This is a genomic window from Pseudomonas sp. PB105, from assembly GCF_009764655.1.
In the GTDB taxonomy this organism is placed as follows: domain Bacteria; phylum Pseudomonadota; class Gammaproteobacteria; order Pseudomonadales; family Pseudomonadaceae; genus Aquipseudomonas; species Aquipseudomonas cyclaminis.
This window is the reverse complement of the sequence record NZ_RWIO01000015.1, coordinates 68961-85027: the sequence shown is the minus strand read 5'-3', so window position 1 is coordinate 85027 and position 16067 is coordinate 68961. Positions and strand designations below refer to the sequence as shown.

Sequence of the window (16067 nt, the reverse complement as noted above, 5' to 3'; positions counted from 1 at the left end):
TGATGAGAATTAAATGAGCCGCCTGACCGTTACGCCATTAAGCACCGCCTTAGGCGCCCAGATCAGTGGCGTCGATATCACCCGGCCTCTGAACCTCGAACAGCGCGACGCCATCGAACAGGCGCTGCTGACTCACTCGGTGCTGTTCTTCCGCGACCAGGCCATCACCCCGCAACAACAGGCGCGGTTCGCGGCGAATTTCGGCGACCTGCACATTCACCCGATCTACCCCAACGTGCCGGAACAGCCCGAAGTGCTGATCCTCGACACCGCCGTCACCGACGTGCGCGACAACGCCGTATGGCACACCGACGTGACCTTCCTGCCCACCCCGGCGCTCGGCGCGGTGCTCAGTGCCAAACTGTTGCCGGCGTTTGGCGGCGACACGTTGTGGGCCAGTGGGATTGCGGCGTATGAAGCGTTGTCCGAGCCGTTGAAGGTGCTGCTCAATGGGTTGACCGCGACTCACGACTTCACCAAATCCTTCCCGCTGGAACGCTTCGGCAACACCGCAGAAGACCTGTTGCGCTGGGAAGAAACCCGCAAAAAGAACCCGCCGTTGTCACACCCGGTGGTGCGTACGCATCCGGTGAGCGGGCGCAAATCGCTGTTTGTCAGTGATGGTTTCACGACCAAAATAAACGAACTGGAACCGGCCGAGAGTGAAGCGATTCTCAAGCTGCTGTTCGCCCACGCGACGCGCCCGGAATTCACCATTCGCTGGCGCTGGCAGGAGAATGACGTGGCGTTCTGGGACAACCGCGTGACCCAGCATTACGCGGTGGATGACTACCGGCCACAACGGCGGGTGATGCACCGGGCGACGATTCTGGGGGATGTGCCGTTCTAACATCCTCTAAAAAAACGATCAGTGGCTGGATAAAAAACCAGTCCCTTACTTCCATAACGAAGAAATATGGAGTAAAAATCCGCTTACCGAATATTGAGTGGTGATTACGTGGTCACACAACAAGAAATCCAAGGGTTCATCCGTGCACAGGTAAATAAAGAATTTTTCGAGGAGCTTGGAGTTTTACTTCCTCAAACCTTCCAAAAAGCCTTGAAAGAAACTCAAGAGCTGCTGATTTATACTCCCCATGAAGATTTGCGAGGGCACTTACGGCATTCGCTAGTCCAAGAGTCCCTGGCTGGAATGAAGCGGTGGAATCCGATAATCAAGTCAACAGATCCGAAGGGGCACAATTATGTGCTGCTTGAGCTCGGCTCACTGAGAATCACGGCGGTGGTGCTTCCTTGGCAGAAGGAAATCCGCGATGCAAAACACCGAAGCGAACTCAAAACGTTAAATGAATCCCTTGCAGACACCCAAATGGACTGGATCGATGGGCTCAAACATACCGTAGCCGAACAATTGATTCATGCGCTTGTCGTAGTCCATGCACCTCCTACTCGCTCAGAGGATCAGTCAGAGCCACGCGCAATCATGATGGCCGTACCGTACTTCAACGGTAAGGGCTTCCACATGAATTGCACATTTGAGGATTTGCTTCAAAGCTATTCTGATACTGAGGCGGTTCAGCAGAAACCAGTTGAGTTGGTGAAATTGCGAGATAAGATGCGCCGCGCCGAAGAAACCGAAGACCAAGCTGATGATGAGCAAAACGCCAAGAGGTAGACCATGAGAACGGGAGTCGCGGGCTTTCAGTCAGAGCGCCTCAAGCAATTGCGCCTTGCGTTTGGGATGACGCAAACCACTCTCGCCGAGATGGTGGGGCGCGCCTCTGGCAACGTTTCAAAATGGGAGAATGGGCTTCAGGTCCCAGAGGCCGACGCCTTCCGGCGCTTATGCGAAGTTTTCGGGGTCAGCGAAAACTGGTTACTTGAGGAACAGTTCACAACTGGCGAGAACACTCCATTTTTCTTTCGATCGCAGGTCAGCACTACGACCAGCGCACGGGAAATAGCGGAAGTACGTTTGGAGTGGCTTCAAGAAATCTCTTACAAACTGCAAGAAAGCCTTGAATTTATTGAAGTCAATGTGCCGCATTTAGAAGAGCATAATTGCGAACTGATTTCTGACGAAGAAATCGAACAGATGGCCAGTAAATGCCGTCAAACCTGGGGACTAGGGATAGCTCCGATCTCCAATGTCGTTCACGTATTGGAGAGTGCAGGTATTGTCTGTGCTCGGACCACACTCGGGCACCTGAAAATGGATGGCGTTTCGAATTGGTACGAGTTGGACCAACGGCCATATGTTTTACTTGTCGCGGATAAGGCAAACGGGATCAGAAATCGCTTTGATGCGGCCCATGAGCTCGGACATATCGTTCTGCATAGGTACATATCCAAAGAGCAGTACGACACGAATTACGCACTTCTTGAAACTCAAGCTCATCGATTTGCAAGCGCCTTTTTACTGCCCCCAGAAAGCTTTCTGCGAGAAGTCCGTTGGCCGACACTGGATACGTTGCTAGCTCTGAAACCACGCTGGAAAGTCTCAGTAGCCGCAATGGTGAGGCGTTGTTTAGATCTAGAAATAATCAACGACACCACAACCACCAGACTATGGAAGGCCAGATCTGCCAGGGGATGGGTAAAGGGAGAGCCTATGGACAGCGATTTTGACTTCGAAAAGCCCCAACTGATCGCGCGAGGAGTGAAAATGCTTGTTGAAAACAACGTGCTTTCGCGATCTCAGCTAAGGCAGGTGCTCGGGTTGCCACTACACATTCTAGAAAACCTTTGTAGCTTGGACGAAGGTTATTTCAACCTCCCGGACAAGTCGCAAGTAGTAGATATACAGTTGAGAAAGCGATCTACACGCGAAACTTTTTTCAACGAAACGGCAGAAATACTCGGTTTCCCGAACAAAAAGTAACAAAATCAGCAGCCCGTTCTTCTTGCAAGCCCTCCCTCTACAGGAAGGGCTTGCTTTCAATGCTATTCAGCGGTGGACGGCTTTTCCCACAGGTTAATCCCACCTTCCTGCGCAAACCGATCGATCTCCGCCAGTTCTTCCGCGCTGAAACTCAAGTTCTTCAGCGCACCAACGTTCTCGATAATCTGCTCCGGCCGGCTCGCGCCGATCAGCGCGCTGGTGACCCGTGGATCACGCAGCGTCCAGGCCAGTGCGAGTTGCGCCAGGCTCTGGCCACGACGCTGGGCGATTTCGTTCAACGCACGTACGTGGGCGATGTTGGCTTCGGACAAGTGCTTGGCCTGCAACGAACCACCGCCTGGACGATTGACCCGTGCATCCGCTGGCACGCCATTGAGGTATTTGTCGGTCAACAAACCCTGGGCCAGGGGCGTGAAAGCGATCACGCCGGCGCCGAGTTCTTCGGTGGTATCCAGCAGGTCTTTTTCTACCCAGCGGTTGAGCAGGTTGTAGGCCGGCTGGTGGATCAGCAGCGGCACTTTCCACTCCTTGAGCAGCGCCGCGATTTCACGGGTTTTCACCCCCGAATACGACGAGATACCGATGTACAACGCCTTGCCTTGTTGCACGGCCGTGGCGAGGGCGCTGGCGGTTTCTTCCAGCGGGGTGTCGGCGTCAAAACGGTGGGAGTAGAAAATGTCCACGTAGTCGACGCCCAGGCGTTGCAGGCTCTGGTCAAGGCTGGCCAGCACGTATTTGCGCGAGCCGCCGCCCTGGCCGTAAGGGCCGGGCCACATGTCCCAACCGGCCTTGCTGGAGATGATCAATTCGTCGCGGTAATGCTTGAAGTCTTCGCGCAGCAAACGGCCGAAATTGATCTCGGCGCTGCCGTAGGGCGGGCCGTAGTTGTTAGCCAGGTCGAAGTGGTTTATCCCCAGGTCAAACGCGGTGCGCAACAGGGCGCGCTGGGTGTCGATCGGGGTGCAGTCGCCAAAGTTGTGCCACAGCCCCAGGGACAGTGCAGGCAGCACCAGTCCACTGCGGCCTACGCGGCGATACGGGATAGATTCATAGCGGTTTTCGGCAGCAATGTACGTCATCGAATCCTCTCTGGGCTTAGGGCAAATAAGGCCTGGGAATAAGGTTATTCCCAGGCCTTTTAACCAGCTGAATCGCTTAAGTCTGCCCTTTCGTTTTACAGCAAATGGCTGCCCGAATGGAACGACAAGATGACCTCAACGCACCAGGTGCAGGAACTGCAAATGCCGCTCGTACTGGTCGAGGATGTCGTTGATGATCTGCTCTTTGGTATAGCCCACCAGATCGTAGTCCTGGCTGCCCTCGCTCAAGTGAACTTCCGCCCGGTAATAGCGGCGGTTGTTGATCTCTTTGGAGCCCATGCCGCCACGGGCGAACGACGGCGTGAAGTAGCCGCGCATCTGCACCTGGTAGATGAAAGGATGTTCCTCGCCATGGCCGATCTCCAGGCTGACGCTGTCGTTGGACGGATCCGGCTGGGTCACCACCGAGAGGCCCTTCTCGACAAACACTGCCGTCACTTCTTCAATCGCCGGGCGCACCGTCGACTCAAGGAAGCGGTACACCTCATCCCTCGATGGGAAATGCACCGCCTGGCTCAAGCGCTGGCGCCAGCCGCCCTTACCTTTGCGTGAAGCCGAGATCGGCGCCAACGAATGCAACTGTGCGATCTGCTTTTGCGATTCGAGGTAGAACGCCTTGTGCAGCCCCCACATCATCAGCAGCAGGATCAGCGAGAACGGCAGCGAGGTCAGCACCACCGCCGATTTCAGCGAGTCGATACTGCCGGCGAACAGCAAGGCACTGGTGACCAGCGCCGTCATCGCGCCCCAGAACACCCGCAGCCATTTGGGCCCGTCTTCATCGGCATTGCCACCCTTGGACGACAGGGTCGACAAGACCACCGTGCCCGAATCCGCCGAGGTGACGAAGAATACGAAACTGATGAACACCGTGACCGCGATTACGGTTTTGCTCCACGGATAGGTTTCCAGCAGCAGGTAGAGGCTCATCGACGGGTCATCGATGGCCGACTGACCGAGCGCGGCCATGCCGTGGTTGAGCACTTGGTCGATGGCGCTGTTACCGAAAATCGACATCCATGCCAGGGTGAAGCCCAGCGGGATCAGCAGCACGCCGAACACGAATTCGCGAATGGTACGGCCACGGGAAATCCGTGCGATAAACAGGCCCACGAACGGCGACCATGCGATCCACCAGGCCCAGTAGAACACCGTCCAACCGCCCAGCCAGTCGCTCGGTTTGTCGTAGGCGTAGACGTCGAAACTCTTGGTCGGCAGCGCGCCGAGGTAATCGCCGATGTTCTGGATCAGGGTATTGAGCAAATGCTGGGTAGGCCCGGCAAACAACACGAACAGCAGCAGCGCGCAGGCCAGCAGCATGTTGATGTCGGACATCACCCGCACGCCTTTATCGACGCCGGCTACTGCGACCAGAATCGCCGCGCCCATCATCAGGGTGATCAGGCCAACCTGAATCCACTGGGTGTGGGCAATGCCGAACAGATAGTCCAGGCCAGAGTTGAGGTGCAACACACCAAAGCCCATGTCGGCGCCAAGACCGAACACCGTAGCGATGATGCCGAAGCCATCCACCGCATAGCCGATGGGGCCGTTGATGCGCTTGCCGATCAGCGGGTACAGCGCCGAGCGCAACGCCAGCGGCAGGTTATGCCGGTAGGCGAAATACGCCAGCGCCATGCCGACAAACGCGAACACGCCCCAGCCGTGCAGGCCCCAGTGCAGAAACAGAATCTGCATGGCCTGACGCGCCGCATCGGCGTTCATCGGCGCGCCTTGTGGCGGCTGCACCAGGTGCGTCAGGGGTTCGGATACGCAGAAGAAAAACAGCGTGATGCTGATGCCGGCCGCGAACAGCATGCCGGCCCAGGACAGGTAACTGAATTCGGGCTCGTCGTGGTCGGCACCGAGTTTTATCTTGCCGTAGCCCGATAGCGCGGTGACCACCACGAAGACCAGATACAGGGTCATCGCCAGCATGTAGTACCAGCCGACCGTATTGGCCGCCCAGTTTTGCGCCGCCAGCAGCCAGGCACCGGCCTGTTGCGGGATAGCGATGACAGTGATGCCGAACAGCAGGATGAAGGTCGCGGCGAAATAGAAAACCGGCGCATTCATGCGCACTTGGCCGCTGGCAGGGGTGGACGATGCACTCATGGACGATGCACCCCGAGGTTGAAGGATGTGGCTGTAAATAACGGACTCAGCAAAGGTAAGCCTCCTGTTGTGAGCGGGCAGCGAACCACCGGGTTTAACTTGAACGAACGTTCAAGTTAAACATGAATAGGCGGTCCGGGACTAATCGCAGGGCTGAGTGGTATGACGGGTGAGCAAAGGAAATCGTTCAGCGACTGCTGACTGAAACACGGTCTCCGTGTGGAATGCCGTCAAAATGTGGGAGGGGGCTTGCTCCCTCCCACAGGTGACCGGTGCAGGTTCTCTACTTTTGCGCCCCATCATCATGCTGCAGATTCGCCTGGGTGATGTTCGCCTCAGCCGGCACACTGCGCGTCAGCCACACATTCCCGCCAATGGTCGAACCCTTGCCAATGGTGATTCGCCCCAGGATCGTCGCCCCGGCGTAGATCACCACATCGTCCTCGACGATCGGGTGACGCGGATGGCCCTTCTGCAACTGCCCGTCTTCATCCGCCGGGAAGCGCTTGGCGCCCAACGTGACGGCCTGGTAGATACGCACCCGCTCGCCGATGATCGCGGTTTCGCCAATCACCACACCCGTCCCATGGTCGATAAAGAAACTCGGGCCGATCTGTGCGCCGGGGTGAATGTCGATGCCGGTGGCCGAGTGAGCGATTTCCGCGCTGATCCGCGCCAGCAGCGGCAAACCGGCGCGGTACAGGTGGTGGGCCAGGCGATGGTGAATCACCGCCAAAATCCCCGGGTAGCACAGCAACACCTCATCCACACTGCGCGCGGCCGGGTCGCCGTGGTAGGCGGCGAGTACGTCGGTGTCCAGCAGGTTGCGCAGGGACGGCAAGGCCAGGGCGAAATCCTGGATCAGGCGGATGGCGTGGGCATCAATCTGGCTGTCGTCCTGGCCGCCCTGCCGCGCGGCATAACGCAGCTCCAGGCGTGCCTGGGCAAGCAACGCATTCAGCGCGACGTCGAGGGTATGGCCGACGTAGAAGTCTTCACTTTCTTCACGCAGATCCGCCGGCCCCAGGCGCATCGGGAACAGTGCGCCGCACAAAGCTTCGAGGATCTGCGCAACGGCTTCTCGGGACGGCAACTCGCGGCCGCCATGCTCGCCGCTCAAGCGCCCATTGCGCGTTCGCCACGCGTCTCGGGCACCGCGCAACTGGCTGACGATGGTCTGTAATTGCCAATGGCTGGAACGCTCACTCACGGTATTCACTCCTGACGTAATGGCAATCACTTTACGGTATGCACCTCGGCGGGCCTTAAGAACCAATGGTGTGATGCTAAGAACCATCGGGCATAAGCGATTGACGGTTGCCCGATGAAAAGTGCCTGCCTATAGTCGCTTTATCCCTTAGCCACCGTGCGTAGCCATGATCAAGCAACAGCTCGACCGTTTTAACCGCCTGGACCTGCTCGGCGGCGCCACCGCCCTGGAAAAACTCGAACGGCTGTCGACCTGGTTGGGACGTGACATCTACGTCAAGCGCGACGACACCACGCCACTGGCCATGGGCGGCAACAAGCTGCGCAAACTCGAATACCTCGCGGCCGATGCTATAGCACAGGGCGCCGACACGCTGGTGACGGCTGGCGCTATCCAGTCCAACCACGTACGCCAGACCGCCGCCCTCGCCGCCAAACTCGGCCTGGGCTGCGTCGCGCTGCTGGAAAACCCCACCGGCACCGACGACCCCAACTACCTCGGCAACGGCAACCGCCTGCTGCTGGAACTGTTCGACGCTAAAGTTGAATTGGTGGAAAACCTCGATAACGTCGACGACCAACTCAACGCCCTCGCCGATCGCCTGCGCAGCAGCGGCAAGAAGCCGTACCTGGTGCCCATCGGCGGCTCCAATGCCCTCGGCGCCCTGGGTTATGTGCGCGCCGGCCTGGAACTGGCCGCGCAGATCGAAGACAGCGGCATCGAATTCGCCGCCGTGGTGTTGGCTTCCGGCAGTGCAGGTACCCACAGCGGCCTGGCACTGGCGTTGAGCGAAGCGCTGCCGAATCTGCCGGTGGTGGGCATCACCGTGTCGCGCACCGACGAAGCCCAGCGCCCGAAAGTGCAGGGGCTGGCCGAGCGCACGGCCGAGTTGCTGGGTGTGGATATCCCCGAAGCGTTCAAGGTAATCCTGTGGGACGAATACTTCGGCCCGCGCTATGGCGAACCGAACGCCGGCACCTTGGCCGCGATCAAACTGTTGGCCAGCCAGGAAGGCCTGCTGTTGGACCCGGTCTATACGGGCAAGGCCATGGCCGGTCTGCTGGACGGCATCGGGCGTCAACGCTTTGAAGATGGGCCAATCATCTTCCTGCACACCGGTGGGGCGCCGGCGTTGTTTGCTTATGACTCGGTTTTCAACTGAATAAACGCGGGCTATAGGTGGGAGGGGGCATGCCCCCCGATTGCGGTCGATCAGTAACAAATATGCTGGCTGACCCGACGGCATCGGGGGCAAGCCCCCTCCCACACTGGATCCAACTTATATTCAAAAATGGAATATGAATTAAGATTTATATTATTTTCAAGTCTTAAAACCTGCCTTTATCATCGCGCCGAAGGCGAAGACGCGCTTCGCGCTTTAAGGCAGGATACGACTACTGCGTCATCTGCTTCGCTCACCATAAAAAACACAGGGGCTCTTCATGACTATTTCCGTATTCCGTCGCACCTTGCTGGTCGGCACTTTGGGTCTGGCGCTCGGCGCCGGGCTGCTGGGCCAAGCGGTTGCCGGCGAGCAACTGGGCAACATCAAAAAGGCCGGCGAGATCAAGATCGGCCTGGAAGGCACCTACCCACCGTTCAGCTTCGTCGATGAAAGCGGCAAGCTCAGCGGTTTCGAAGTCGAGCTGTCCGAAGCTCTGGCCAAGGAGCTGGGCGTCAAGGTCAAGCTGCAGGCCACGCCATGGGACGGCATCCTCGCTGCCCTGGAATCCAAGCGCCTGGACGCTGTGGTCAACCAGGTGACCATCTCTGAAGAGCGCAAGAAGAAGTACGATTTCTCCACGCCTTACACCGTCTCCGGTATCCAGGCGCTGGTGCTCAAGAAGAACGTCGACAGCATCAAGACCGCCGACGACCTGGCCGGCAAAAAAGTCGGTGTCGGCCTGGGCACCAACTACGAACAATGGCTCAAGGACAATCAACCCAAAGCCATCATCAAGACCTATAACGATGACCCAACCAAATTCCAGGACCTGAACGTCGGCCGTATCGACGCCATCCTGATCGACCGCCTGGCCGCCCTGGAATACGCCAAGAAAGCCCCGAAAACCGCCGCTGCCGGCGATGCCTTCTCCCGCCAGGAATCCGGTATCGCCCTGCGCAAAGGCGAGCCTGAATTGCTGGAAGCGGTGAACAAGGCCCTCGACAAGCTGCGCGCCGACGGCACCTTGAAGAAGCTGTCCGAGAAGTACTTCAACGCTGACGTCACTCAATAATGGAGGCAAGTCTCCAACTCGCGCTGGACTCCGCGCCCTTTCTGCTCAAGGGCGCGTATTACACGGTGATCCTCAGCCTCGGCGGCATGTTTTTCGGCTTGCTGCTGGGCTTCGGCCTGGCGTTGATGCGCCTGTCGCGCTTCAAGCTGCTGAGCTGGACTGCCCGGGTCTACGTGTCGTTCTTTCGCGGCACGCCCTTGCTGGTACAGCTGTTCTTGATCTACTACGGCTTGCCGCAAGTGGGTATCGAGCTGGATCCGATCCCGGCCGCCATGATCGGCTTTTCGCTGAACATGGCCGCCTACGCCTGTGAAATCCTGCGGGCCGCCATCGCGTCTATCGAGCGTGGCCAGTGGGAAGCCGCGGCCAGTATCGGCATGACCCGCGCGCAGACCCTGCGCCGGGCCATCCTGCCGCAAGCGATGCGCACTGCGTTGCCGCCGCTGGGCAACAGTTTTATTTCGCTGGTCAAGGACACGGCGCTGGCCGCCACCATCCAGGTGCCGGAGCTGTTTCGCCAGGCGCAACTGGTGTCGGCGCGTACCTTTGAAATTTTCACCATGTATCTGTCCGCCGCCCTGATCTACTGGGTACTGGCGAGCATCCTGGCGCATTTCCAAAACCGTCTGGAAGACCGGGTCAACCGGCATGACCTGGAGTCTTGAAGCATGATCGTGGTTGAAAAACTGACCAAACAATTCAACGGTCAGGTGGTGCTCAACGGTATCGACCTTGAGGTCAAGGAAGGCGAAGTCGTCGCCATCATCGGCCCCAGCGGTTCCGGCAAGACCACCTTCCTGCGCTGCCTGAATTTCCTTGAGGAACCCACCAGCGGCCGTATCAAGGTGGGCGACATCCAGATCGACGGCAGCAAACCGCTCAACCAGCAGCAAGGCCTGGTGCGGCGCCTGCGTCAACACGTGGGTTTTGTGTTCCAGAACTTCAACCTGTTCCCCCATCGCACAGCGCTGGAAAACGTCATCGAAGGGCCCTGCGTGGTCAAGAAGATGCCGCGCGAAGATGCTGTTGCCCTCGGGCGCAAGCTGCTGACCAGGGTTGGCCTGGCGGGCAAGGAAGACGCCTACCCACGGCGCCTGTCCGGTGGCCAGCAACAGCGCGTGGCGATTGCCCGTGCGTTGGCCATGGAGCCGGAAGTGATTCTGTTCGACGAGCCAACCTCGGCCCTCGACCCGGAGCTGGTGGGTGAAGTGCTGGCGACCATCCGCAGCCTGGCTGAAGAGAATCGCACCATGGTCATCGTCACCCACGAAATGAGCTTTGCCCGAGACGTGGCCAACCGTGTGATCTTTTTCGACAAGGGCGTGATCGTGGAGCAAGGCGAAGCCAAGGCGTTGTTTGCCAACCCCAGGGAAGAACGCACCCGACAGTTCCTGAGCAAGTTTTTGGCTCACTGACGCGCGCCTGAATATGGAGAGGCAGATCGCTTCCTCTCCATCATTTGAATTCCTACAGGAAGTCCGCGCGCACACCGGTAAAACACCCCCGCTCTCGCCCCTTAAAACACCCCGCCCAGTCAGACCCATCTGAATATCCCCAAACCCGCCGTTTAGCCTTTTGCCGCCATTGACGCTCCCTGGCCAACCCTCTTATCTAAGGCCCAGAGGATTGGATCCTATCCCGGCTACTCACTGAATCGTTCCTTTCAGCCCCCCCTGCGCACCCGCGCCAAAGGGCTGGAACGATTGCTGCTGGCTGCATCAAGGAGATTACTTATGACGCGCATCGCAACCCCGGCACGGCTCATCGCCCCGACGCTGCCCCAGGCCCTTCGACACGGCATCAATGCCTTGGCAGCCACACAGCTGCTGGTGGATATCGCGCCCTACCCCGGCATGGATGAAGGCGACCTGATCGAACTGTTCTGGAACAACTGCTTTGCGGCCTCACGGCGGGTGACCGCGTGCAAGGTCGGCATGCCCACTCGCCTGCGGGTTCCGGAAAGTTTTGTGCAGGAGGGTGTCGCCCAGGTTCATTACCAGGTCATGCAGATCGGCCGCGCCCCGGCACGCTCGGCCATGGCGCACCTGCGCGTGAAAACTACGCCTCCGGGAGGCCTGCCCTGCGCACTTTACAGCGATGAAAACCAGAACCTGGCCCCGGTCGGCCTGCCAGAAACCATTCGCCGCTATGGTGTCAACGCCAGCCAGGTACGGCGGGGGATCCCGCTGACCATCGAGCCTTATCTGAACATGACCACAGGCGACGCCATCACCCTGCGCTGGGGCGACGTGCGCCTGGACCTGCCGAAGATCCAGCCCAAGGCCGTCGGACACGCGGTACAGGTGTGGGTGCCGTCGACGTTGATTGTCGAGGCCGGTGACGACAGCCGCCTGGAAGTGACCTACTGCATTCTGGACCGTGTCGGCAATAATTCGCGCTGGGCGCCAGCCCGCACGTTACGCATTGCCGCCTGCGCGCCAACCCGCCCGGCCGGCGCCGCGCCGGTCTATCAACCCCGCCCGCTCGGCTCACCCTGCGAACCTGGGTGACTGCCCTTCTATGCATATTCCCAAAAGTTAGTTTATTTAAATATTTAACACGCTTAGGGTATATGCACCGGACCACCGGACCTCTTTGATTTTTCTGTTTTCATTTCATTGAATGCGAGGTCGGTATGGTCAGAATTACCCCGGTGCGCAACGCCAGGGCATTACGTGCAGCCAAGGAGCGGCGCTGATGTCTAACTTGGCTCTAACACCCCCCCAACGCGATCTGGACGTGGCCCCGCTGCTGTTGCCGGCCGCCGTGCTGCGCAACGACGCCCAAGCGCTGAACGCCGCCCACGAGCTGGCCCAGGCCGCGCGCCTGCAAGCCGCCACGCGCGACCAGCAACGCAAGCTGCCATGGGCGCAGCTCGAACAGTTCACCCGCAGCGGGCTGGGCAGTATTTCCATTCCCCGCGAGTACGGCGGCCCGCAAGTGTCCTTCGTGACCCTGGCCGACGTGTTCGCGATCATCAGCGCGGCAGACCCGGCCCTGGGACAGATCCCGCAAAACCATTTCGGCATCCTGCACCTGTTGCAGGGCGCGGCCACCGAGCGCCAGAAAAAGCAGCTGTTCCAGAGCGTGCTCGACGGCTGGCGCATCGGTAACGGCGGCCCGGAGCGGGGCACCAGGAACACCCTGGAACTCAAGGCACGCATCACCGCCAAGGGCGACGGTTACGTGATCAGCGGCCAGAAGTTTTACTCCACCGGTGCGTTGTTTGCGCACTGGGTAGCGATCAAGGCGCTGAATGACGACGGCAAGCAAGTCATGGCATTCGTGCGCCGGGGCACCGAAGGGCTGCGCATCGTCGATGATTGGTCCGGCTTCGGCCAACGCACCACCGCCAGCGGCACCGTAGTGCTGGACCAGGTGCCGGTCGATGCCGACCTCGTGGTCGAAAACTGGCGCATCGGCGACAGCCCGAACATCCAGGGCGCCGTGTCGCAATTGATCCAGGCGGCCATCGACGCCGGCATCGCCCGTGGCGCCCTTGATGACACCATCGCTTTCGTTCGCGAACGCTCGCGCCCCTGGATCGACGCCAAGGTCGAACGCGCCAGCGATGACCTGTATGTGATCGCCGACATTGGCAGGCTGAAGATCGAACTGCACGCCGCCGAAGCGCTGCTGCGCAAGGCCGGCCAGGTGCTGGACCAGGTCAGCGCCGCGCCGATCACCGCGCAGTCCGCCGCACGCGCCTCAATCGCCGTGGCCGAGGCCAAAGTGTTGACCACCGAAGTGTCGCTGCTGGTCAGCGAGAAGCTCTTCGAACTGGCCGGCAGCCGCGCCACCCTCGCCGAGTTCAACCTCGACCGGCACTGGCGCAACGCGCGCGTGCACACGCTGCACGACCCGGTGCGCTGGAAGTATCACGCCATCGGCGCCTATCGCCTGAACGGCACGTTACCCGCTCGTCACTCCTGGATTTAACCGACCAGACCTCTGGAGAAATACGCATGACCCTTTCTCATCACGTCGCGGTGATCACCAGCGATGAACAAGCCCTTATTGTCGCCAGCGACCTGGCCGAAGACTTTCGCCGTGACAGCATCCTGCGCGACCGTGAGCGCCGCCTGCCCTTGCCCGAACTGGACGTGTTCTCGCGCTCCGGCCTGTGGGGCATCAGCGTGCCCAAGGCGTACGGCGGCGCCGGTGTATCCAACGTCACTCTGGCCAAGGTCATCGCGCTGATCGCCCAGGCCGACGCCTCCCTGGGCCAGATCCCGCAGAACCACTTCTACGCCCTGGAAGTGCTGCGTGTGAACGGCAGCCCGGCGCAGCAACAGCGCCTGTACGCCGAAGTCCTTGCCGGCCAGCGCTTCGGCAACGCACTGGCCGAACTGGGCACCAAGACCGCTCACGACCGCGTCACAAGCATCACCCGCGACGGCGACGGTTTTCGCATCACTGGCCGTAAGTTCTACTCAACCGGTGCGATTTACGCGCAACGCATCCCGACGTCGGTGGTGGATGAGCACGGCGTGCAGCAACTGGCGTTTGTCCCGCGCGACAGCGAAGGCCTGAGTGTGATCGACGACTGGAGCGGCTTTGGCCAGCGCACCACCGGCAGCGGCTCGGTGGTGTTCGACAACGTGTGGGTCGCCGCCCAGGACGTAATCCCGTTCCAGAGCGCCTTCGAACGCCCGACAACGGTCGGCCCGCTGGCGCAGATCCTTCACGCCGCCATCGACACCGGCATCGCCCGCGCCGCCTTTGAGGACGCGCTGCACTTTGTGCGCACCAAGACCCGCCCGTGGATCGATTCCGGCAACGACAAAGCGACTGAAGACCCGTTAACGCTCAAGAGCTTCGGCCACTTGAGCGTCCGCCTCCATGCCGCCGAAGCACTGCTGGAACGCTCGGGCGAATACCTCGACCGCGCCCAGGCCGACACCACTGCCGATACCGTCGCCGCCGCCTCGATTGCGGTGGCCGAAGTGCGCGCCTTGAGCACCGAAATTTCCCTCGCCGCCGGCAGCACACTGTTCGAACTCGCCGGCAGCCAGGCGACCCTGGCCGAACACGGCCTCGACCGCCACTGGCGCAACGCACGGGTGCACACCCTGCACGACCCGGTGCGCTGGAAGTATCACGCGGTGGGCAATTACTACCTCAACGATGAAAACCCGCCACTGCGGGGGACCATTTGATGGCAAAGAAAAAAATCCTGCTCAATGCCTTCAACATGAACTGCATCGGGCACATCAACCACGGTCTGTGGACCCATCCACGGGATACGTCCACCCAGTACAAGACCATCGAGTACTGGACTGAGTTGGCGCAAACCCTGGAGCGTGGGCTGTTCGACGGTTTGTTTATCGCCGATATCGTCGGCGTGTACGACGTCTACCAACACTCCATAGACGTACCGCTCAAGGAGTCGATCCAACTGCCGGTCAACGACCCGTTGCTGCTGGTCTCGGCGATGGCGGCCGTCACCAGAAACCTGGGCTTCGGCCTCACCGCCAACCTGACGTATGAGCCGCCGTATCTGTTTGCCCGACGCATGTCCACACTCGATCACCTGAGCCGTGGCCGGGTGGGCTGGAACATTGTCACCGGCTACCTCGACAGCGCCGCCAAGGCCATGGGCCTTACCGAGCAGGTCGAGCATGACCGCCGCTACGACCAGGCCGATGAGTACCTGGAGGTGCTGTACAAACTCTGGGAAGGCAGCTGGGAAGACGACGCGGTGATCAACGACCCGGCGCAACGGATCTACGCGCAGCCGGGCAAGGTGCACAAGGTCGAGCACCACGGCGAGTTCTATCAGGTTGAGGGTTATCACCTGTGCGAACCGTCGCCACAGCGCACGCCGGTGTTGTTCCAGGCTGGCAGTTCGGACCGTGGCTTGCTGTTCGCCGGTCGCCATGCCGAGTGCGTGTTTATCAGCGGGCAGAACAAAGCGTCGACCAAAGCCCAGGTCGACAAGGTGCGCGCCAGCGCAGTCGGGGCCGGACGCAATCCGGATGACATCAAGGTATTCATGGGCCTCAACGTGATCGTTGGCGCTACCGAAGAGCAGGCCTGGGCCAAGCACGCCGAATACCTGAGCTACGCCAGCGCAGAGGCCGGCGTGGCGCACTTCTCGGCGTCCACCGCGATTGATTTTGCCGAGTACGAACTGGACGAACCGATCCAGTACGTGAAGAGCAATGCCATCCAGTCAGCCACCAAAAACCTGCAGAACAACGACTGGACCCGGCGCAAATTGCTGGAGCAGCACGCCTTGGGCGGGCGCTACATCACCTTGGTGGGTTCGCCGGAGCAGGTGGCGGATGAGCTGGAATCCTGGATCGGCGAAACCGGGTTGGATGGGTTCAACCTGACGCGGATTGTGACGCCGGAGAGCTATGTGGACTTTATCGATCTGGTGGTGCCGGAGTTGCAGCGAAGGGGCTCGTACAAGACCGCTTATGAGACCGGAACGCTGCGCGAAAAAGTCTTCCACGCCAGTGCTCGCCTACCCGAACAACACACCGGTTCCACATACCGCCACTGAACAAAAAAATGTGAGAGAGGGCAAGCCGCCT

14 protein-coding genes are annotated in these 16067 nt (G+C 59.8%); 11 read left to right on the top strand and 3 right to left on the bottom strand.

Annotated elements, in window-relative coordinates:
- Positions 1-13: 13 nt before the first annotated feature.
- From tauD to EJD88_RS02415, 3 genes are all read left to right on the top strand, one after another.
- Positions 14-850, top strand: a complete 837-nt coding sequence (gene tauD / locus EJD88_RS02425; RefSeq protein WP_158876617.1) for a taurine dioxygenase — start codon at positions 14-16, stop codon at positions 848-850.
- A gap of 108 nt (positions 851-958) precedes the next feature.
- Positions 959-1636: a hypothetical protein gene (locus EJD88_RS02420; protein WP_158876614.1), complete on the top strand. Its 678-nt coding sequence runs from the start codon at positions 959-961 to the stop codon at positions 1634-1636.
- A gap of 3 nt (positions 1637-1639) precedes the next feature.
- On the top strand, positions 1640-2842 hold the full coding sequence (locus EJD88_RS02415) for an ImmA/IrrE family metallo-endopeptidase (RefSeq protein WP_158876612.1): 1203 nt from the start codon (positions 1640-1642) through the stop codon (positions 2840-2842).
- Positions 2843-2904: 62 nt separating this feature from the next.
- On the opposite strand, the gene mgrA is transcribed toward EJD88_RS02415, so the two are convergent.
- The 3 genes from mgrA to epsC all read right to left on the bottom strand — a co-directional run bounded on the left by mgrA (position 2905) and on the right by epsC (position 7288).
- Positions 2905-3942 carry an L-glyceraldehyde 3-phosphate reductase gene (gene mgrA, locus EJD88_RS02410; RefSeq protein WP_158876609.1) on the bottom strand — a complete coding sequence of 346 codons (1038 nt, stop codon included), beginning with the start codon at positions 3940-3942 and terminating at the stop codon, positions 2905-2907.
- Between the two features lie 135 nt (positions 3943-4077).
- Positions 4078-6039 carry a choline transporter BetT gene (gene betT / locus EJD88_RS02405; protein WP_177411588.1) on the bottom strand — a complete coding sequence of 654 codons (1962 nt, stop codon included), beginning with the start codon at positions 6037-6039 and terminating at the stop codon, positions 4078-4080.
- A gap of 322 nt (positions 6040-6361) precedes the next feature.
- Positions 6362-7288 (bottom strand): serine O-acetyltransferase EpsC, encoded by a 927-nt coding sequence (gene epsC, locus EJD88_RS02400; RefSeq protein ID WP_158876607.1) that lies wholly within the window; start codon positions 7286-7288, stop codon positions 6362-6364.
- A gap of 166 nt (positions 7289-7454) precedes the next feature.
- On the opposite strand from epsC, the gene EJD88_RS02395 reads away from it, so the two are divergent.
- From EJD88_RS02395 to EJD88_RS02360, 8 genes are all read left to right on the top strand, one after another.
- Positions 7455-8450, top strand: a complete 996-nt coding sequence (locus EJD88_RS02395) for a D-cysteine desulfhydrase (protein ID WP_158876604.1) — start codon at positions 7455-7457, stop codon at positions 8448-8450.
- A 280-nt stretch (positions 8451-8730) separates the two neighbouring features.
- Positions 8731-9525: a cystine ABC transporter substrate-binding protein gene (gene tcyJ, locus EJD88_RS02390; RefSeq protein ID WP_099584391.1), complete on the top strand. Its 795-nt coding sequence runs from the start codon at positions 8731-8733 to the stop codon at positions 9523-9525.
- Positions 9525-10190, top strand: coding sequence for a cystine ABC transporter permease (tcyL, locus tag EJD88_RS02385; RefSeq protein WP_099584390.1), 666 nt, complete (start codon positions 9525-9527; stop codon positions 10188-10190). Before tcyJ ends, tcyL begins: the two co-directional genes overlap by 1 nt.
- Positions 10191-10193: 3 nt before the next feature.
- Positions 10194-10940: an L-cystine ABC transporter ATP-binding protein TcyN gene (tcyN, locus tag EJD88_RS02380; protein WP_099584389.1), complete on the top strand. Its 747-nt coding sequence runs from the start codon at positions 10194-10196 to the stop codon at positions 10938-10940.
- Positions 10941-11258: 318 nt separating this feature from the next.
- Positions 11259-12035 (top strand): hypothetical protein, encoded by a 777-nt coding sequence (locus EJD88_RS02375; RefSeq protein ID WP_112192941.1) that lies wholly within the window; start codon positions 11259-11261, stop codon positions 12033-12035.
- A gap of 187 nt (positions 12036-12222) precedes the next feature.
- Positions 12223-13464 carry an SfnB family sulfur acquisition oxidoreductase gene (locus tag EJD88_RS02370; RefSeq protein WP_158876601.1) on the top strand — a complete coding sequence of 414 codons (1242 nt, stop codon included), beginning with the start codon at positions 12223-12225 and terminating at the stop codon, positions 13462-13464.
- Positions 13465-13490: 26 nt separating this feature from the next.
- The gene (locus tag EJD88_RS02365; protein WP_158876599.1) at positions 13491-14684 is read left to right on the top strand and encodes an SfnB family sulfur acquisition oxidoreductase; all 1194 of its coding nucleotides are present in this window, start codon (positions 13491-13493) and stop codon (positions 14682-14684) included.
- Positions 14684-16036 (top strand): LLM class flavin-dependent oxidoreductase, encoded by a 1353-nt coding sequence (locus tag EJD88_RS02360; RefSeq protein ID WP_158876596.1) that lies wholly within the window; start codon positions 14684-14686, stop codon positions 16034-16036. Before EJD88_RS02365 ends, EJD88_RS02360 begins: the two co-directional genes overlap by 1 nt.
- The last annotated feature ends 31 nt before the right edge of the window (positions 16037-16067 follow it).